The organism is Amycolatopsis sp. DSM 110486, from assembly GCF_019468465.1.
Classification (GTDB): Bacteria; Actinomycetota; Actinomycetes; order Mycobacteriales; family Pseudonocardiaceae; genus Amycolatopsis.
The window spans coordinates 10,779,423-10,797,239 of the sequence record NZ_CP080519.1; the positions used below are offsets into that span (position 1 = coordinate 10,779,423).

16 protein-coding genes are annotated in these 17,817 nt (G+C 70.8%); 6 read left to right on the forward strand and 10 right to left on the reverse strand.

The genetic code is table 11. The features are described from left to right. Positions 1–9: 9 nt before the first annotated feature. The 4 genes from K1T34_RS51890 to K1T34_RS51905 are packed head-to-tail and all read right to left on the reverse strand — an operon-like array spanning position 10 to position 3,693. On the reverse strand, positions 10–462 hold the full coding sequence (locus K1T34_RS51890) for a VOC family protein (RefSeq protein WP_220242106.1): 453 nt from the start codon (positions 460–462) through the stop codon (positions 10–12). Then, positions 459–2,024, reverse strand: coding sequence for a class I adenylate-forming enzyme family protein (locus tag K1T34_RS51895; protein WP_220242107.1), 1,566 nt, complete (start codon positions 2,022–2,024; stop codon positions 459–461). Before K1T34_RS51895 ends, K1T34_RS51890 begins: the two co-directional genes overlap by 4 nt. Before the next feature lie 31 nt (positions 2,025–2,055). Beyond that, positions 2,056–2,466 (reverse strand): nuclear transport factor 2 family protein, encoded by a 411-nt coding sequence (locus K1T34_RS51900; RefSeq protein WP_220242108.1) that lies wholly within the window; start codon positions 2,464–2,466, stop codon positions 2,056–2,058. Between the two features lie 12 nt (positions 2,467–2,478). Further along, positions 2,479–3,693 (reverse strand): cytochrome P450, encoded by a 1,215-nt coding sequence (locus K1T34_RS51905; protein ID WP_220242109.1) that lies wholly within the window; start codon positions 3,691–3,693, stop codon positions 2,479–2,481. A 107-nt stretch (positions 3,694–3,800) separates the two neighbouring features. On the opposite strand from K1T34_RS51905, the gene K1T34_RS51910 reads away from it, so the two are divergent. Beyond that, entirely contained in the window at positions 3,801–5,012 is a 1,212-nt protein-coding gene (locus K1T34_RS51910; protein ID WP_220242110.1) for a hypothetical protein, read from the forward strand. Here K1T34_RS51910 and K1T34_RS51915 read toward each other — a convergent pair. Genes K1T34_RS51915 through K1T34_RS51925 form a run of 3 tightly spaced genes read right to left on the reverse strand, consistent with a single transcriptional unit; the run spans position 5,007 to position 7,882 of the window. Further along, the gene (locus K1T34_RS51915) at positions 5,007–5,378 is read right to left on the reverse strand and encodes a nuclear transport factor 2 family protein (RefSeq protein WP_220242111.1); all 372 of its coding nucleotides are present in this window, start codon (positions 5,376–5,378) and stop codon (positions 5,007–5,009) included. The genes K1T34_RS51910 and K1T34_RS51915 overlap by 6 nt on opposite strands. After that, a complete protein-coding gene (locus tag K1T34_RS51920) occupies positions 5,375–6,496 on the reverse strand; it encodes an LLM class flavin-dependent oxidoreductase (protein WP_220242112.1) in 1,122 nt (373 codons plus the stop codon). Before K1T34_RS51920 ends, K1T34_RS51915 begins: the two co-directional genes overlap by 4 nt. Next, entirely contained in the window at positions 6,497–7,882 is a 1,386-nt protein-coding gene (locus K1T34_RS51925) for an NAD(P)/FAD-dependent oxidoreductase (RefSeq protein ID WP_220242113.1), read from the reverse strand. A gap of 125 nt (positions 7,883–8,007) precedes the next feature. Between K1T34_RS51925 and K1T34_RS51930 the strand changes: the two genes are divergently transcribed. Continuing rightward, positions 8,008–9,657 carry a class I adenylate-forming enzyme family protein gene (locus tag K1T34_RS51930; RefSeq protein ID WP_220242114.1) on the forward strand — a complete coding sequence of 550 codons (1,650 nt, stop codon included), beginning with the start codon at positions 8,008–8,010 and terminating at the stop codon, positions 9,655–9,657. A gap of 16 nt (positions 9,658–9,673) precedes the next feature. Then, the gene (locus K1T34_RS51935) at positions 9,674–11,293 is read left to right on the forward strand and encodes a class I adenylate-forming enzyme family protein (RefSeq protein ID WP_220242115.1); all 1,620 of its coding nucleotides are present in this window, start codon (positions 9,674–9,676) and stop codon (positions 11,291–11,293) included. 3 nt (positions 11,294–11,296) lie between these two features. On the opposite strand, the gene K1T34_RS51940 is transcribed toward K1T34_RS51935, so the two are convergent. Further along, positions 11,297–12,235, reverse strand: coding sequence for an Lrp/AsnC family transcriptional regulator (locus K1T34_RS51940; RefSeq protein WP_220242116.1), 939 nt, complete (start codon positions 12,233–12,235; stop codon positions 11,297–11,299). 80 nt (positions 12,236–12,315) lie between these two features. On the opposite strand from K1T34_RS51940, the gene K1T34_RS51945 reads away from it, so the two are divergent. Beyond that, positions 12,316–13,098 carry an inositol monophosphatase gene (locus K1T34_RS51945; protein WP_255638185.1) on the forward strand — a complete coding sequence of 261 codons (783 nt, stop codon included), beginning with the start codon at positions 12,316–12,318 and terminating at the stop codon, positions 13,096–13,098. 15 nt (positions 13,099–13,113) lie between these two features. Here K1T34_RS51945 and K1T34_RS51950 read toward each other — a convergent pair whose 3' ends face one another. Continuing rightward, positions 13,114–13,848 carry a VIT1/CCC1 transporter family protein gene (locus K1T34_RS51950; protein WP_220242117.1) on the reverse strand — a complete coding sequence of 245 codons (735 nt, stop codon included), beginning with the start codon at positions 13,846–13,848 and terminating at the stop codon, positions 13,114–13,116. A gap of 130 nt (positions 13,849–13,978) precedes the next feature. Further along, positions 13,979–14,410 (reverse strand): OsmC family protein, encoded by a 432-nt coding sequence (locus K1T34_RS51955; RefSeq protein WP_220242118.1) that lies wholly within the window; start codon positions 14,408–14,410, stop codon positions 13,979–13,981. Positions 14,411–14,568: 158 nt separating this feature from the next. Between K1T34_RS51955 and K1T34_RS51960 the strand changes: the two genes are divergently transcribed. Then, a complete protein-coding gene (locus K1T34_RS51960) occupies positions 14,569–16,329 on the forward strand; it encodes a sulfatase (protein ID WP_220242119.1) in 1,761 nt (586 codons plus the stop codon). Between the two features lie 75 nt (positions 16,330–16,404). Then, a complete protein-coding gene (locus K1T34_RS51965) occupies positions 16,405–17,811 on the forward strand; it encodes a hypothetical protein (protein ID WP_220242120.1) in 1,407 nt (468 codons plus the stop codon). Positions 17,812–17,817 lie beyond the last annotated feature (6 nt).

Consider the following 17,817-nt stretch of genomic DNA (forward strand, 5'->3'; position numbering starts at 1 on the left):
GCCGGGTACTCACGGGGCGACCACGTCGGCGACCGCCCGCAACGGCGCGTCGAGCAGTTCGAGCACGGTCCCGTCCGGGTCGCGCAGGTACACCACCCGTACCGGCCCCCACTGTTTCGGCCGGTTCCACAGCCGCTGCCCGCCGGCGGCCTCGGCCCGGGCCAACGCGGAGTCGACGTCGGCGACCCGGATGCCGAGGTGCGGCAGCCGGGCGGCCGGCTCCTGCGCGGCACACCACTCCGGCGCCGGCTCGCCGAACTCGAACAGCTCGATCCCGCTGCCGTCCGGGAACCCGAGCAGGGCGACGCGCACCTCGCGCTCGGTGTTCATCGCCAGCGCGGCCGCACCGGGATCGAGCGTGAATGGCGGCGCGAGCGGTTCGGCGCCGAGCTCGCGGTAGAAGGCCACGGCCCGGTCCAGCTCCGCCACGCGCACGCCGAGGTGGTGCAGTCCCGCCGTCACACGGACCGGCCGCGGTCCGCCCAGTACGCGCGGCGCAGGTCGCGCTTGAGGATCTTCCCGGTGGGCGCCTTGGGCAGGGCGTCGACGAACTCGACGGACCGGGGCTTCTGGTAGGAGGCGAGGTGCTGCTTGGCCGTGGCGATGATGTCGGCCTCCGTCGCCGTCGTCTCGGGCTTGAGCACCACGAACGCCTTCACCGCTTCGCCCCACTCGTCGTCGGGCACGCCGATCACCGCGCACTCCAGCACCGACGGGTGTTTGTTCACCGCCTCCTCGACCTGGATCGAGTAGATGTTCTCGCCACCGGAGATGATCATGTCCTTGGCGCGGTCGACGATGAACACGTACGACTCGGCGTCCCAGGTGGCGATGTCGCCGGTCCACATCCAGCCGTCGCGGATCGTGTTCTCGGTGAGGTCGGGGCGGTTGAGGTAACCGAGCATGTTGGCCTCGGACCGCACGATGATCTCGCCCGCGGTCCGGCCGTCCTTGGGCACCTCGCGCCCGTCCGGGTCGACGACGCGGACCTGCGTGACGAAACCCTCGCGCCCGCAGGACATCAGCCGTTCCGGGTGGATGCCGCGCACGGCGTCGAGGTGGTCTTCCTGCGACAGGAAGCACATCGTGGTGCCCTCGGTCTGCCCGTAACCCTGGATCAGCGTGCAGGGGAACTGGTCCAGCGCCGCCTTGACCACCGACGAGGGCATGGGCCCGCCGCCGTACTGGATGTTGCGCAGGGCCGAGATGTCGTAGGAGGAGAAGCCCGGCACGGCCATCATCCAGTTCAGCATCGTGGTGATGCCGAGGAACGCCGAGACGCGCTCCTCCTGGATGAGCTCCAGCGCCGTGCGCGCCTCGAAGTTCATCAGCACCAGCGGGCAGCCGTGGCGGTGGTAGTTCATCGAGAGCACCACCGGGATGTGGTACATCTGCCCGGTCAGCATGTAGACGTCGGTCGCGACGATGCGCTCGGCGACGGTCTGGTTGAGCATCCCGAACGACACGCTCGTGTGGCTGTGCAGCGCGCCCTTCGACTCTCCGGTGGTGCCGCCGGTGTAGAGGATGAAAAACGGATCGGCGTCACCGACCGACGACGACTGCACCGGCTCGTCGGTGCTGCTGCGCGCCAGCAGGTCCTCGTAGCTTCCGTCGCCCGATTCGCCGTACTGCAGCCAGTTGGGCACGTCCACCGCGGCCTGCAGCTGCTTCGCGGTATCGAGCCACTCGTCGGACGCGATCACCGCTTTCGGCGCCGCGTCGGCGACGATCCGGGTCAGCTCGCCCGCTCCGAGCCGCCAGTTCAGCGGCTGCGTAACGAGCCCGGCGCGCCCGGCGGCGTAGTACAGCTCCTGGTACTCGATGGAGTTCTTCGCCAGGATCGCGACCCGGTCCCCTTGGGACAGACCGAGGCCGCCCTCGCCCGCCAGCCCGTTGGCGAGCCTGCGGACGCGTTCGTCGAGGGTTCTCCAGTCCATCCGCCGGCCGCTCGGGGCGTCGACGATCGCGTCCCGGGTGGGCGTGAGCGCCGCCCACTTCTCCGGGATCCGTCCGATGTTGACCATGGGTGTCCTCTGGTAGGTGCCGGTGCGGGGATCAGTAGGGCAGGTCGAGGTAGATGTGCCGGGTCGCGATCAGCCAGCGGTCCCCCTGCTTCACCAGCTCGTCGCGGTACCAGCCGCTGGAGAGCACCCGCACCGCGCCGTTCTCGATCGAGAGCAGCGTGAGGTTCGCGGTCGTCGCCGCGCTGTCCGGGGTTTCCTTGGTGAGCACCAGGTTCGAGAGGTTGTGCCGGCGCTGGTCGGTCTGCGCGACGAGCGAATCTGCGTGCAGCTTGCGGATCGCCTCGCGACCCTCGAACGGCCCGATCGTGTCACCTTCGCGGCCGATCTGCATGGTCATCGTGGCCGTCTCGGTGAACTGATCGGCGATCAGGCCGACGTCGTTCTCGTCGTAGCCCCAAGAAGCCTTGCCCAGGACGTTTTCGATCTCGGCGCGTGCGGTCATGCGGGTGCCTCCTCAGGCGGGCGTGAAGGTCAGGGGCAGCGAAGTGGGGGCGCGGGTGAACACGCCGTGCTCCGGCGGCGCATCGCCGTCGAAGCGGATGTCCCGCATGGCGTCGAGCAGGTGCGCGATGCCGGTGTCGAGCTCGGTCTTGGCCAGCATCGCGCCGACGCAGAAATGGCGTCCCAGGCAGAACGCCGTGTGGTTGGCGCCGGCGGTGTAGGCCCGGCCGAGGTCGAGGTCGGCGCGCAGGAGGTTGAACGAGTCGGGATCGGCGTACTTGGCCGGGTCGCGGTTCGCCGCGCCGATCAGGCAGGTCACGGTCTTGCCCGCTTCGACGACCCCGCCCGAGAGCTCCACGTCCTCGGCGGGCTGGCGCATGATCATGTGCACCGGCGGCGAGAACCGCAGGGTCTCCGCGAACGCGGCCGCGATCAGCGAGTGGTCGGCGCGCACCGCTTCGAGCTGGTCGAGGTTCGCGACGAGGTTGCGCATCAGGCTGGCGATGGCCTTGTCGGTGGTCTCCCCGCCCGCGGTCAGCAGCAGGCTGCAGAAGGCCTTGATCTCCTCGTCGCTCATCCGCACGCCGTCGATCTCGGCGGAGCACAGCGTGGAAAGCAGGTCCTCGCCCGGGTTTTCGCGGCGCTCGCGAATGATCGGCAGCAGGTAGGCCTCGAACTCCTCCTTGGTACGGATCCCTTCGGCCATGACCTGCTCGTCACCGGAGAGGTTCGACAGGAAGGCCATGATCGAGCTGTACCAGCGGTGGAAGTGCTCGTGGTCGGACTTGGGCAGGCCGAGCATGTCCACGATCACGTTGATCGGGAACCGCGTCGCGTACTGGTCGACGAGGTCGACGCGCCCGTCGCGGCGAAACGCGTCGACGAGGTCGCGCGAGTTCTGTTCGATGACGGGCAGAAACTTGGTCATCAGGTCCCGGCCGCGGAAGGCCGGCGCGACCAGGTTCCGGTGCGTGGAGTGCTCGCGCCCGTCCATCTGCAGGATGGTCCGGCCGTGCACGGGCTCGAGCTGCCAGTCGTAGTTGTGGCTGGTGAACACCGGGTCCTTGAAGGCACGCTCGACGTCCGCGTACCGGCTGATCACATAGCTCTGCGTGGCTTCGTGCCAGATGAGCGGGTGCTGCTCGCGCATCACCCGGTACGCGCGGTAGGGATCCGCAGCGAACTCCTCGGACAGGATGTCGGGTCCAGCGGTGGCGGCTACGGACATCGGCGTCCTCCATGACGTCATCGTCACTGACTAACGGCCGTTTGGTAGCGGTGAGATTAGCACCACACCGGTGCCCCAACAAGGGTCTGTCAACCAACCGTTTGACAGTGAAGATCGGGCTTGTCATGCTGCGGACAGGACTCGCGCAGGGAGGCTCCAGTGCACGACGACGGCAGGCCGCGAAGCTTCCCCCGAACGGCCCGGGCCTGATGGGCCGCGCGCTGGTCGTCGGTGGCACGGGCCCGACCGGTCCCCCGATCGTGGCGGGGCTGCTCGCCCGCGGGCACGAGGTGACGGTGTTCCACACCGGCCGCCACGAGGTCGCCCAGCTGCCGGACGTCCCGCACGTGCACGGCAGCCCGTTCGAGGCGGACGACATCGCGCGCGCCGTGGGCGAGGGCGGGTGGGACGTGGTCGTCGCGACCTACGGCCGGGTCCGGCTCATCGCCGACGGAGTGGCGAACCGCTGCGCGCACCTGGTCGTGGTCGGCGGTGTGCCGGTTTACCAGGGTTACGTCAACCCCGGTTCGCGGTTCCCGTACGGCGTGCAGCTGCCCGTGCGCGAGGACTCGCACCCGCTCGTCGCGCCGGACGAACCCCGCTTCGCCGGCTACAGCACCGGCCCGATCCGGCGCACCGAAGACCACGTGTTCTCGTTGGGCGCCAAGGGTTCCTTCGCCGCCACCTACCTGCGCTACCCCACCGTCTACGGGCCGCGCAACCCGTACGCCTGGGAGTGGAACGTGGTGCGCCGCGTGCTGGACGGGCGCCCGTGGCTGGTCCTCGCCGACGGCGGGCACGGCGTCCACTCCCGCGCCGCCGCGCGCAACGCGGCGGAGGCCGTGCTGCTGGCCGTCGACCGGCCCGCGATCGCGGCGGGCAAGGCCTACAACGTCGCCGACGACGAGCTCCTCACCGTGCGGCAGTGGGCGCAGCTCGTCGCCCGCGCCGCGGGCAGCGACCTGGAAATCCGGTCGCTGCCCCGGGAACTGCCCAATCCCGGCCTCGCGGTGTCGGCGTTCGGCGGCCAGGAGTCTCCCACGTGCATTGTGGACACGACCCGGCTGCGCGAGGACCTCGGCTACCGCGACGTGGTCTCGGTAACCGACGGGATCGCCGAGACCGTCGAGTGGATGCTCGCGAACGAACCGGTCCTGCGCGCGTCAGGCACCACGGATCCCTTCGACTACCCGGCCGAAGACGCGTTGGTGGCGGCCTACGAGCGGGCATTGGCGAGCCTTGCCCCGCAGGCCGCGCCGTTCGGCGCGGGCATCGAGCGGATGGACATGGTGCAGACCGCGAAAGGCCGCGCCCTATGACGCGAGCACCTGGCGGCGCACGTCGCGGGTGTCGTACCAGGTGGCGACTTTCGCGATCCGGCCCTCGCGCAGGTCGAACACGTCGAGGGCGCTGAACCCGATCGGACGGCCGTCGCGCAGACGGCCCGTGAAGCCGATCTCCGTCACCACGGCCTCGGCGGCTTCGATCCAGCGCGTCACGCGGTCTTCGTGCTCGGCGTAGCCCGCGAGGAGCTTCGCGAAGTGCGCGATCGCCGCATCCCGGCCGACGACCGGGGCCGCGCCGACGGTGTGGATCTCCACCTCCTCGGTGAAAACCCCGGCCAGGTCGGCGAACCGCTCGGCGTTGATCGCGGAGAAATACGCCTCCACCGCCGCCCGGCTCACGACCCGACCAGCTTCTTCAGCTCCGTCATCGCCTGGAACGACCACCTCGCCAGCGACGGGTCGCCGAACGCGGTGATGTTCCACATGACGAGGTGGCGCAGCCCGGCCTCGCGGTACTCCGCCAGCTGCTCGGCCACCTGGGCCGGGGTGCCGCAGAACGCGTAGTGCCGCACGACTTTCGGCGGGATCGCGTCGATGATCCTCAGCGACTCGGCACGCGACACGGCCGTGGGGATGAAGTCGTGGAAGCCGGATCCGCCCGGCCCGCCGTCCAGCGGCGGTTCGACGCCGAGGTCGCGGAAGACCTGTGCGGGCAGCAAAACACACAGCGCGCGCACGAGCGGTGCCTCGGTGAGCCGCCGGACCGTCTCCTCGTCGGGACCCATGAGCAGGTACCCGAGCATGCCGGGGGTGATCGCCTCGGGATCGCGGCGCGCGTCCTGCGCCGACTGCCGGATCGTGGTGAGCGACTTGGCGTACTCGGCCGGCGACATCTTGGTGGGCAGCCACCCGTCGGCCTTGGCCCCGGTGAGCTCCAGCATCCGCGGGCCGTGCGCGGCCGTCCAGATCTCGGGCGCTTTCCCTTGGTAGGGTTGCAATCCCAGGACGGCGTTCTCCAGCGTGTGGAACTTCCCGGCGTAGTCGACGGGTCCGTCGGCCTCCCACAGCAGCCGCATCACGTCGATGCCTTCGCCCAGCTTCGCGACGGGCTTGTCGAACGACATCCCGTACGGCGTGATGTTGAGCCGTTCCCCCGAGCCGAGCCCGATGATCGCGCGGCCCTTCGTGACGTGGTCCAGTGTCAGCGCGCTCGCCGCGGCCATCGCCGGGTTGCGCCGGATCAGGTCGGTGACGACGACGCCGACCTTGATCCGCTCGGTCTGCGCGCCGACGACACCCATCATGATCAGCGGGTCGAAGTAGGCGTGCGGGTTGGGCTGCACCGCGGCGAGCGGCGTCAGGTCCTCGGTCCACATGGTGTCGGCGTGCCAGCCCATGAGGTGGTCAGGCCACCACACGGCGTCGAAGCCCTCGGCTTCGCTGCGGCGCGCGAACTTCACCGCGGCGTCCGCGGGCGGCATGATCTGACCGGGCACACCGAGCTGCAGACGCTCCACTCAGTACCTCCATCCATCGCCGAACGTCGGGATCCGCGCACCGAGGTAGTCCTCGACGCACGTGAGGGCGGCGCGGGCCGCGCGGTCGGTGCCGACGCCACGGCTGCGGAAGGTCTCGCTGGCGAACCAGAGCCCCTCGACGTTGGGCGCGCGCCAGTGCGGCCGGTACTTCCCGACCAGCCCGGGCATCTGGATCACGCCGAAGCTCGGCTCGAACACCAGGTGCCGGCGCCGCCAGACCGGGTTCGCCAGGCCGGGCCACATCGTCTCGACGTCGCGTTCGAAGGCCTGCATCGTGGCGCGGCACCACTCGCGGTCGCGGCCCTTCGCGCCCGGGATGATCGCGCCCAGCACGTGCAGGTGCGTGCCTTCGGGCGAGCACGACGGGTCCATCGCCGACTGGTCGAACATGAACCCGGAGCAGTCCGTCGACGGCGTCGCGGTCCACGTCGAGAGCTCACGCGGGTCGAACTGCGTGACCGGCTCCTCGGTGGCGAGGTAGAGCCCGAGCCAGGCGATGCGGAACTTGTCCTGCGCCAGGAACTCGATCTGCGAGGCGTACCACTCCGGGAGCACGCTGCGCGGCACCACGTTCAGCACGTGCCACACCGGCAGCGTGGAGATCACCGCGGGGGCCTCGAGGATCTCCTCCTCGAAGAACTCGTTGGGCAGTACCCGGGGTTCGCGGGCGACCGCGACGCCTTGCACCGCACCGTTTTCGACGATCACGCGCTCGACCGTGGTCCCCAGGCGCAGCTCGCCGCCGTGCCCGGTGATCGCGTCGGCGAGGTCGCGCCACAGCCCGTCCCAGCCCTGGCCGGGCCAGCACGAGTAGGCGGCGGTGTTGCGCTCCTCGTAGTGCATCTTGCGCACGTAGAGGTTGTCGCTGGCGGAGTGGTCGTACCAGTTGTCGGTCATGCACTCCAGCACGGAGATGAACTCGAACAGGTCCACCACGCCCTGGTCGGACGTGTGCTGGTGGATCCATTCACGCAGCGACCGATCGTCCCAGTCGTCGAGCTCGGAGTACGGGGTGTCGGCGAGTGCCTTGATGACCTTCTTCAGTTCCGCGCGGTCGGTGTAGCGGTCGCGGATCGAGCCCCAGCCCGACCCGTTTTCCCAGATCGGCATCTCCTTGCTGACCTCGCCGTGGATCAGCTCCTTGCCGACGTGCTCGAACACCTTGGTGAGGCCTGATCCGCCGTCTTCGATCAGGTGCCCGCCGAGGTTGACGGTGAAGCCCTCGTCCGGCACGGCCATGGCGCGCCCGCCCAGGTACGGGCTGCGGTCGAGCACGACGACCCGCTTGCCTTCGCGCGCGAGCAGCGCTCCCGCGCACAGGCCGGCCGCGCCCGCCCCGATCACCACCACGTCGTAACTCGACACGGCATCACCTTTCTTCGCCGCAGTCGCGGTCAACGCATTGTCGCGGCTGGGTTTTCCGGCTTGTCCACCATCAAGTACCCACGCTAGTTTGTCAAACGGTCGGTAGATAGAGCGGGGAGTGGCCGATGACGAGCAGATCCGCCGGTTCCGTCCGGCCCGTGGCCGCCACCACGCTCGGCGATCTGGTGCGCCGTCGAGGGCTGGCGCATCCCGATCGCGAAGCCCTCGTCTTCCCTGCCGAACGGGCCACTTACGGCGCGCTCGCCGACCGCGTCCGGGAGCTCACTCTCGCGCTGGTGGGGCTGGGAGTTCAGCCGGGCGACCGGGTCGGGATCCTGCTGCCCGCGTCGGTCGATCTCCTCGCGATGCTGGTGGCCGCCACCGAGGCCGGCGCGATCGCGGTGCCGGTCAACGCGCGGTTCAAGTCGGTGGAGCTCGAAGGCATCGTCACGCACTCGGGGATGCGGGTGCTCGTGACCGCTCCCCCGCGGGCCGGCGAGCCGGACTTCGCCGAGCTGCTGCACCGGACGTTTCCGGGGCTCGCCGAGGGCGCTGCTGCCGAGCTGGAGCACGTCGTGCACCTGGGCGGTCCTGGTGGCGGCGGGCTGATGTCCTCCGCGGAGTTCTTCGCGAGTGCGTGTCCTGCCGCCGAGGCCGACCGGGCGGCGGCGAGCGTGCGGGTCCGCGACACCGCGTTGCTGGTCTACACGTCGGGGACCACGGCCGCGCCCAAAGGCGCGATGCTCAGCCACGAAGCCCTCACCCGGCTGGCCGACGGGATCGCCCGCGAGCGGATGCCGCTGACCGCGGACGACCGGGTGTGGACGGCGATCCCGCTGTTCCACGGTGGCGGGATCACCTTCGCCCTCACCTGCCTCACGGCGGGCGCCACCTTTGTGCACCCGCGGTTCTTCGACCCCGCCACGACGTTGGAAATCCTGGTCCGCGAGCGCGTGACGGTCGCGCTCGCGGCCTTCGAGACGATCTGGCTGCCCGTGCTCGACCGGCCGGACTTCGCCTCGTACGACCTGTCGCGGATCCGGGTCGTGATGGTGGTCGGCGTACCCGAACGGCTCCGCACCATGGCGGCGCGGCTCCCCGACGCGGTGCACGTGTCGTGCGTGGCGATGACGGAGTCCGCCGCGTTCCTCACGCTCAACCGGCTCGACGACCCACCGGACAAACGCGTGGAAACCGGCGGGCATCCGATGCCCGGGATGCAATGCCGGGTCGTTGATCCGTCAGGTGACGACGTGTCCCCCGGTGTGCCCGGTGAGCTGCTTTTCCGTGGCCCCAACACGTTCGACGGTTACTTCCGCGACCCGGACCTCACCGCGCGCGTGTTCGACTCCGCCGGCTGGTTCCACACCGGCGACGTGGTCGTCGCGGACTCCGACGGTCGGCTGACGTTCGTGTCCCGGCTCAAGGACATGCTCAAGGTGGGCGGCGAGAACGTCGCGGCGGCCGAGGTCGAGGGGCACCTGCTCACGCACCCGGCCGTCGCGATCGTGGCCGTGGTGGCAGCCCCGGACGCGCGGTATGTCGAGGTGCCGGCGGCGTTCGTCCAGCTCAAGCCGGGGTGTTCGGTGACCGAGCGGGAGCTGATCGACCACTGCGTCGGGCGGATCGCGTCATACCGGGTGCCGCGCTACGTCCGCTGGGTGACCGAGTGGCCGATGTCGGGGACGAAGATCAAGAAAGTGGAGCTGCGCAAGAGGATCGCCGACGAGCTGGTGGCCGCCGGCATCACGGAAGCGCCGCGGGTGCGCCAATAGCCGCTCTGGAGGGGCCATGTCCACCATCCCGGATCTGCTCGACCGGTGCGCCACCGAGCGCGAAGTCGTGTTCCCCGACGGACGGCTGAGTTATGGCGAGATCGCCGCCGAAGCCCGGCGACTGGCCGGATCGTTGTGGGCGCGGGGAATCCGCCCCGGCGATCACGTCGGCGTGCTGGTGCCCGGCGGGATCGCGAGCGTGACGACCTGGTTGGGGATCGCCTACCTCGGCGCGGTCACCGTCCCGGTGAACCCCCGGCTCAAGGCCGCGGAACTCGCCTACGTCGTCGAGCACGCCGACCTGCGGCTGCTGTTCGCCGACACCACGCTCGGGCCGGTGCTCGCCTCGGCGCTTCCCGGGCTCGCTCCTTCTTCCGGTCTTTCCCTGCGGGTGGCGCCGGTGTTGCGTGCGATCGTCGCCGTGGACGACGGCCCCGCGCCCGCCGGCTGGCTCTCGCGCGCCGCGTTCTCGGCGAGTTCTGCCGACGCGGCGACGGTGACCGCGGCCCGGGCCGGTGTGCGCGCCGGCGATCCCGCGTTGATCCTCTACACCTCCGGCACGACCGCCCGGCCGCACGGGTGCGTGCACGACAACGCTTCCCTGGTCGCTGAAGGCGAAGCCGTCGCCGAACGGCTCGGCCTCACTTCAGAGGACCGCTTCTGGACCGCCCTGCCGATGTTCCACTGTGGCGGCTACGACGTCGTCCTCGCGGCGCTGGCGGCCGGCTGCGCGATGGTCCACACCGGACCGTTCGAGCCGGGTCTGGCGTTGCGTCAGCTCTCCGAAGAACGGTGCACGGTCGCGTTTCCCGCGTTCGAGACGATCTGGCTGCGCGTGCTCGACCACCCTGAGTTTCCTGGTACCGACTTGTCCGCGCTGCGCCTCGTGCTCAACGTCGGCGCCCCCGAACGGCTGCGCGCCATGCAGGCCCGGATCGCCCCGGCCGTCCAGATGTCGTCCCTCGGCTCGACGGAGTCCCTCGGCTTCTGCTGCGTCGGCTCCCCCGACGACCCGGCCGACGTCCGCGCCACCACGAGCGGCAAAGTGTTGCGGCACATGGAAGTCCGCGTCGTCGACCCTGCGACTCGCGCACCGGTCCCCGCGGGCACCCGCGGCGAACTCCAGTTCCGCGGCACCTCCCGCTTCTCCCACTACCACCGCGACCCCGAGCTGACCGCCGAACGCCTCGACCCCGCCGGCTGGTTCTCCACGGGCGACCTCGTCGTCGCCGACCCCGCCGGCCGCCTCTCCTACGTCTCGAGGCTCAAAGACATGCTCAAGGTCGGCGGCGAAAACGTCTCCGCCGCCGAGGTCGAAGGCTGCCTCGCCGACCACCCCGCCTGCGGCGTCGTCCAGGTCGTCGCCGCCCCGGACGCCCGCCTCGGCGAAGTGGCCGCCGCCTTCATCCAGCTCCGCCCCGGCGCCACCACCACCGAACGCACCCTGATCGACCACTGCCTCGGCCGCATCGCGACGTTCAAGGTCCCGCGCTACATCCGCTTCGTCACGGACTGGCCGATGTCGGGCACGAAGGTGCAGAAGTTCCGCTTGCGGGAGGTTATTACCGAGGAACTCCGTGCCGCGGGCATCACGGAAGCGCCTCGGCTTTCGTCCCGTCAGACCGAGACCGGGTAGACCTCATTTACCCGGCCGCTTCACCGCCTGCCCCACCAAAAACGTCTCGACCCGCTCCACCCCGAGCTGCGCCAGATCCTCCGTGACGAACCGGTACAGGTGATCCAGATCGCGCAGCCAGACGGCGGCGTGGAGGTTGGAGCTGCCGGTCGTGGCGAGGGCGCCGTGGACCGCCGGGTGGTGGGCGAGGGTGCGGCCGGCGTGGTCGAGCTTCGCGGGTGGGACGTGCATCGTGATGTTCGCGTCGATGCGGAGGCCGAGGTGGTGCGGGTCGACGAAGGTCTGGGTGAGGAGGCGGCCGTCGGTGCGGAGGGTGGCGAGGCGGCGGCGCACGGTGGACTCGGGGTGGCGCACCTCGGCGGCGACGGCGGCCGCGGGCAGGCGGGCGTCGCGCGCCAGGGTGGTGAGGATCGAGGAGTCGACGGAGTCGAGGTCGCCGGTGGTGGCCTGGGCGGACATCACCGTCAGGTCGGCTCGTTCGGTCTCGGTGAGCACGTCGAGGCGCCAGTCGCTCGCGTCGGAGAAGACGTGCATCACGGTTTCGGCGTGGATCTCGGTGACGGCGGTCGTCGCGGGGAGCTGGCGGAAGACGAGGGCGTTGCGGCGGCTCGGGTCGGAGACGACGGCGGCCGAGATCTCGTCGCCGGCGTGCGAGAGGTCGAGGTAGAGGACGTCGTCGCGCGCCGCGAGGGCGGCCGTGACGGCGTCGATCTTGCCGCGCAGCACCCGGATCCGCAGCAGGGTCACGCCCGGGAACGCGGCGCGCGGCCGGGTCGCGACCACGCGCACGACGCCGTCCAGCAACACCCGCAGCCGCCGGCGGACCGCGCGCTGGTTCAGGCCGAGCACAGCCGCCGCGCGCTCGATCGTCACGCGACCGTCGCACTGCAGGGCCGCGATCAGCCGAATGTCGTCGTCTTCGAGGACGGCATTGCTCACCACCAGCCCATGATGGCACTGAGTTCGATCAAAAGAGCCACCGAAACACCTCATAATCGCCCACCCGGGAGCACGCTTGGCCCATGACAACCACCCTGATCGACGGCATGATCGCCGCGGCCCGGGAAGCCGGCCGCCTCCTCGCCGCCCGGCCCAGGCCCGCGGCCCCCACCACTTTCACCGAGTTCCGCGAGACCTTCGACGCCCTCGAACGCTCAGCCGAAGGCGCACTCCGGGCGAGTCTCACCGCACTGCGACCCGGTGTGGAATGGGCCGGCGAGATCGACACCACCGTCCCGCCCGGCGAGCAACGCTGGGTCGTCGACCTCGCCGACGGCGCCGTCCAGTACCTGCGCGGGCTGCCGTACTGGTGCGTCAGCATCACCCTGGTCGAGGACGCCACCCCGGTCGCCGCCGTGATCCACAGCGAAGTCCGCGGCGAGACCTACCACGCGGCGACCGGCCTCGGCGCGTTCCTCGACGGCGACCGCCTCACCCCGCCGGCCACGGCCGAGCTCCCGGTCACGCTCGTCGGCACCAGCCAGCCGCCCTTCATCACCACCCAGCCGAACGCCGCCGAGCAGGCCGGCCGCTCGCTCTCGGCGGTCCTCCCCCACGTCGGCGCCGTCCGCAACCTGGGCCCGACCTCCCTGCAGATCGCCGACGTCGCCGCCGGGCGCATGGACGGCTTCTGGCTCTACGGCCGCGACGCCGGCAACCTCCTCGGCGCGAGCCTGATCGCCCGCGAGGCCGGCGCGGTCGTCACCGATGCCGACGGCACCCCCTGGCACCCGCAGGCCACCTCGTTCCTCGCCGCGCCGGCCCAGCTCCACGCCGCCCTGCTGGACCTGCTGAAGAACGCCTGATCACGACCGCCGCCCTCAGCCGACGGGCGCACCGATCAGCTGGCCGATGCCGTAGGTGACTGCGACGGCCAGCGCCCCGAGGACGAGCTGCCGCAGCCCGGAGTGGACCAGCGGCCTTCCGGTCAGCTTGCCGACCGTCATCCCCCCGGCCAGCAGCGCGACCGCCGTCAGAATCAGCGACACGACCAGCGTGCTCGCGCCGAGCAAGTACGGCAGCAACGGAAGCAGCGCACCGATCGAGAACGCGACGAACGACGCACCACCCGCCAGCAGGGCGGACGGCAGGTCCTGCGGATCGACGCCGAGCTCCTCGCGCGTGTGCAGCCGCAGCGCCTGGTCCGGGTTGCGCGCGACGGCTTCGGCCATGCGGCGGGCGGTGTCGTCGTCGGCACCGTAGGAGACGAAGCGGCTGACCAGCTCGTCGTGCTCCTGTTGCGGGAAGCGCGCGTGCATGTCGGCTTCGAGCGCGACCTCGGCGTGCACGAGCTCGTTCTGGTTGGTCACCGACACGTACTCGCCCGCGCCCATCGAGAACGCTCCCGCGACCAGTCCCGCCAACCCGGTGAGCACGATCGTGTGCGGCGCGACGCCGCTGCCGCCGACGCCTGCGATGAGGGCCGCGTTGGTGACCAGGCCGTCCACCGCACCGAACACGGTCGGGCGGAGCCAGCCGCCGGAGACGTCGCGGTGGCGGTGGGCCCAGCCGGTGGTCGCGGCCCGGCGACGGTCGGGGTCGGAGCGTTCACTCATCCCCCGATTCTCACCGGGCCGGTCGAGGCCCGCCTGCCGGAACCCGGCCCGGTCTCCCTGTCGGGACGCGTCGGGGCAGCCCCAGGCTGATCGAGCGCTCGCCCCGCGCGGGAGCGAGCGCTCGCACGGCTCAGCCGGCCAGCGACGCCTGCACGGTGATCTCCGGGACGCCCGCGAGCGCGCGGCTGACCGGGCAGCCGGCCTTGGCCTGCGCCGCGTACTCCGTGAACTGCTCCTCGTTGACACCGGGCACGCGGCCCTCCGTCACGAGCTCGATCTTGATGATCGTCGGCGCGCCGTCCACCGGGCGCAGGGTGACCGAAGCGTCCGTTTCGATCGACTCGGCCGGGAATCCCGCACTCGCCAGCGTGTTGGCCAGCGCCATCGAGAAGCACGACGCGTGCGCCGCGGCGATAAGCTGCTCCGGGTTCGACCCGGGGCCGTCCTCGAAGCGCGACTTGAAGGTCACGCTCCCGCTGATGCTTCCTCCCCCGGCGGTGAACTGCCCCGACCCGGTGGGAAGGTCGCCGTTCCAGTTCGCGTGCGCCTTCGAGACGGGCATGCGTCCTCCAGAATCGTCTTGGGTGTCTGACGCCCGGCAGAGCCGGGCAGCCACAGTCAATCAGGCGGGGGCCGCGTTCGCCAAAGTTCGGCCGCTGCCCGTCCCACGAGTTCCCTAGGCTGGGCGGGGTGGAACCCGCCTGAGGAGGAGCCCGGCCCATGCGCGCGATCGTCGTCCTGTTCGACACCCTGAACCGCCGGTACCTGCCGCCGTACGGGGCGACGGGCGTGCAGGCGCCGCAGTTCGAGCGGCTGGCCGAGGCGGCCGTGACGTTCGACAACTGCTACGCGGGCAGCATGCCGTGCATGCCGGCGCGCCGCGAGCTGCACACGGGCCGGTACAACTTCCTGCACCGGTCGTGGGGGCCGCTGGAGCCGTTCGACGACTCGGTGCCCGAACTGCTCTCGCGGAACGGCGTCCACACCCACCTCGTCACGGATCACCAGCACTACTGGGAAGACGGCGGCGCGACCTACCACAACCGCTTCGACACCTACGAGTTCTTCCGCGGCCAGGAAGGCGACCGCTGGAAGGGCCAGGTGGCCGATCCCGAAATGCCGGAACCGGCGGTCGGGGGACGGCGGGCGTCGGCGATGATCCGCCAGCACTGGGTGAACCGGCAGCACTTCCTCAAACCCGGGCAGCACCCGCAGACACTCACCGTCGATGCCGGGCTGGAGTTCCTCGGCACCAACGCAGGCGAGCAGGACTGGTTCCTCCAGATCGAGTGCTTCGACCCGCACGAACCGTTCGTCGCCACCGAAGACCACCGCGCGCGATACTCCCTCACGCACGAAGGCCCGGAGTACGACTGGCCCGGCTACCGCAGGGTCACCGAACAACCCGGCGACACGCTGAAGGTCCGCGACGAGTACCGCGCCCTGCTGTCCATGTGCGACAGTTCGCTCGGCCGCGTGCTCGACGCGATGGACACCCACGCGCTGTGGGACGACACCCTCCTCATCATCTGCACCGACCACGGCCTCCTGCTCGGCGAGCACGGCTGGTGGGGCAAGAACGTCCAGCCCTGGTACGACGAGAACATCCACACTCCCCTGTTCGTCTGGGACCCGCGCAGCCGCGCCCGCGGCGAGCGCCGGGCCGAGCTCGTGCAGACCGTCGACTTCGGACCGACCTTGCTCGACTTCTTCGACGTACCAAGGCCTGCCGACATGCAAGGCCTCCCCCTGGCGGGCCCCACCACGAGGGAAGCCTGCCTGTTCGGCAGCTTCGGCGCCCACGTCAACGTCACCGACGGCCGCTACGTCTACCTGCGCGCCTCCGCCACCCCCGCCAACACACCACTGTTCGAGCACACCCTCATGCCCACCCACATGAACAACCGCTTCTCCCCCGCCGAACTCCGCGACGCCGAACTGATCCCGCCCCTGCCCTTCACCAAGGGCGCCCCCGTACTGCGCATGCCCGGCTACGCCTGGGGCGACCCGCACGCGTTCGGCACCCTGCTGTTCGACCTCGAAACCGACCCCGGCCAGACCGCCCCCCTCGTCGCCGACGACCTCGAACTCACCATGGCCACCCACCTCGTCGACCTCATGCGAGCCGCCGACGCACCCGCGTCCCAGTTCGAGCGCCTCGGCCTGCCCGCCGACGGCCCCGTCACACGCGACCACCTCCTCGTCCGCGCCCAACGCGAGAACGCCCTCGCCGTACTCGAGGACCTCCCACCGGCGGCCGAGTTCGGCTCCGCCGTCCTGACCCCGATCGGCGAACTGGCCCCGGCCGCCCGCGAGATCCTCGTGCGCCACCTGCCGATGCTCGCCAACGCCGACTGCGCCGCCTCCGTCGCGACGCTGTCCGTGTGGGAACTGGCCGCCACGACCCCCAGCCTCACGGTCCGAACCCTGCGCTCACTCGACGCGCAGCTGTCGCAGCCGAAGATCCACACAACTTCCTGACAGGATCCGAAAGATCGTCACCCAGGATGGGCCCGCGCGGCGGCGGTGGCGCCGCCGGCAGTCCTGGGAGGCGAAATGTCCTTGTACAAGGGAAAAGTCACAACGAGGCGGGCCCTGGCCGCGGCCGCGGCGCTGCCGGTGCTCGCGGCGATGACCGTGGCGGGCGCCCCGGCGCAGGCCGCGCCCGGCACTTCGGACATCGCGGGCCTTCAGGCCCAGATCCAGGACGGCACCTTGCTGAGCGACCACGGCGTGCGGACCGCGTGTGCCGCCGGGTGCCAGGCCGCCGTGGTCACCGAGAGCCCCGGCTCGGCAAAGGCGTTGTCGACGACGACGCCGGTCGGGCTCGGGGCCACGGACCTCGCGCGCGCCTACTCGCTGCCGGCCGCGGGCATCGGGCGCAACGGCACGATCGCGGTGATCAGCGCGGGCGCGAACACGCACCTGGAGTCGGATCTGGCCGTCTACCGCGAGCAGTACGGGCTGCCCGCGTGCACGACGGCGAGCGGGTGCCTCACGATCACCGACTTCCACGGCGGGCCGCCGGTGCGGCCCGAGACCACCGACGAGTTCAAGGAGTCCGAGGAGGACTGGGCCATCGAGACGTCACTCGACGTCGACATGGCCTCCGCGGCGTGCCCGGCCTGTCGCATCACGGTGGTGCAGCCGCCGGACCTCGACGCGACCGGTGAGCCCGACCCCGACGAGAAGGCCGCCGACTACGCCACCGCCTACCAGACGGCGGTCCGACTCGGCGCGAACGCCGTGAGCCTCAGCGACATCGAGGTCCTCGACTCGGCCACGATCGACGCGCCCTACAGCAAGGCTCTGAACCACCCGGGGGTGCCGCTGTTCGCGTCGATCGGTGACGTCGGCAGCGCCGACGCGACGGCGGTTTCGGCTTCGGCTTCGGCTTCGGCCAAGAGCAAGGCCGACACGAGCTTCTACACCTGGCCCGCCAACTTGCCGTGGGCGGTCGGCGTCGGGGGCACGGCGCTGAAGCCCTCCGACGCGTCGCGTACGAAATTCACCGAACAGGCGTGGCACAACCTCGGCGGCGAGTGCGCCCTGACGTTCCCGCCCGCCGCCGGCCAGCCCGCTTCGACCGCCGAGAACTGCGGTGGACACCGCGCGTCCTCCGATGTCGCCGCCATCGCCGACCCGGCGAACGGCCCGGCGGTGTACGACACCTACGCGCCCTTCACGGGCAAGCCGCAGAACTGGATCGTCAGCGGCGGCACCAGCGCTTCGTCGCCGTTCGTGGCCGCGTGGTACGTGCGCAGCAGCGGCCACACCACCGGCGCGACGGGCCCGAGCGCGCTGTACGGCGCGCCGGCCTCGGCGTTCCACGACGTCACGACCGACGGTGCGGCACCGTCGGTCTGCCAGGGCCTGGGCTGGGGCCCGAAGGTCTGCCAGGCCGGCCCCGGCTGGGACGGCCCGACCGGTCTCGGCTCGCCGCACGGCCTCGGCCGGTCCTGAGCCGAC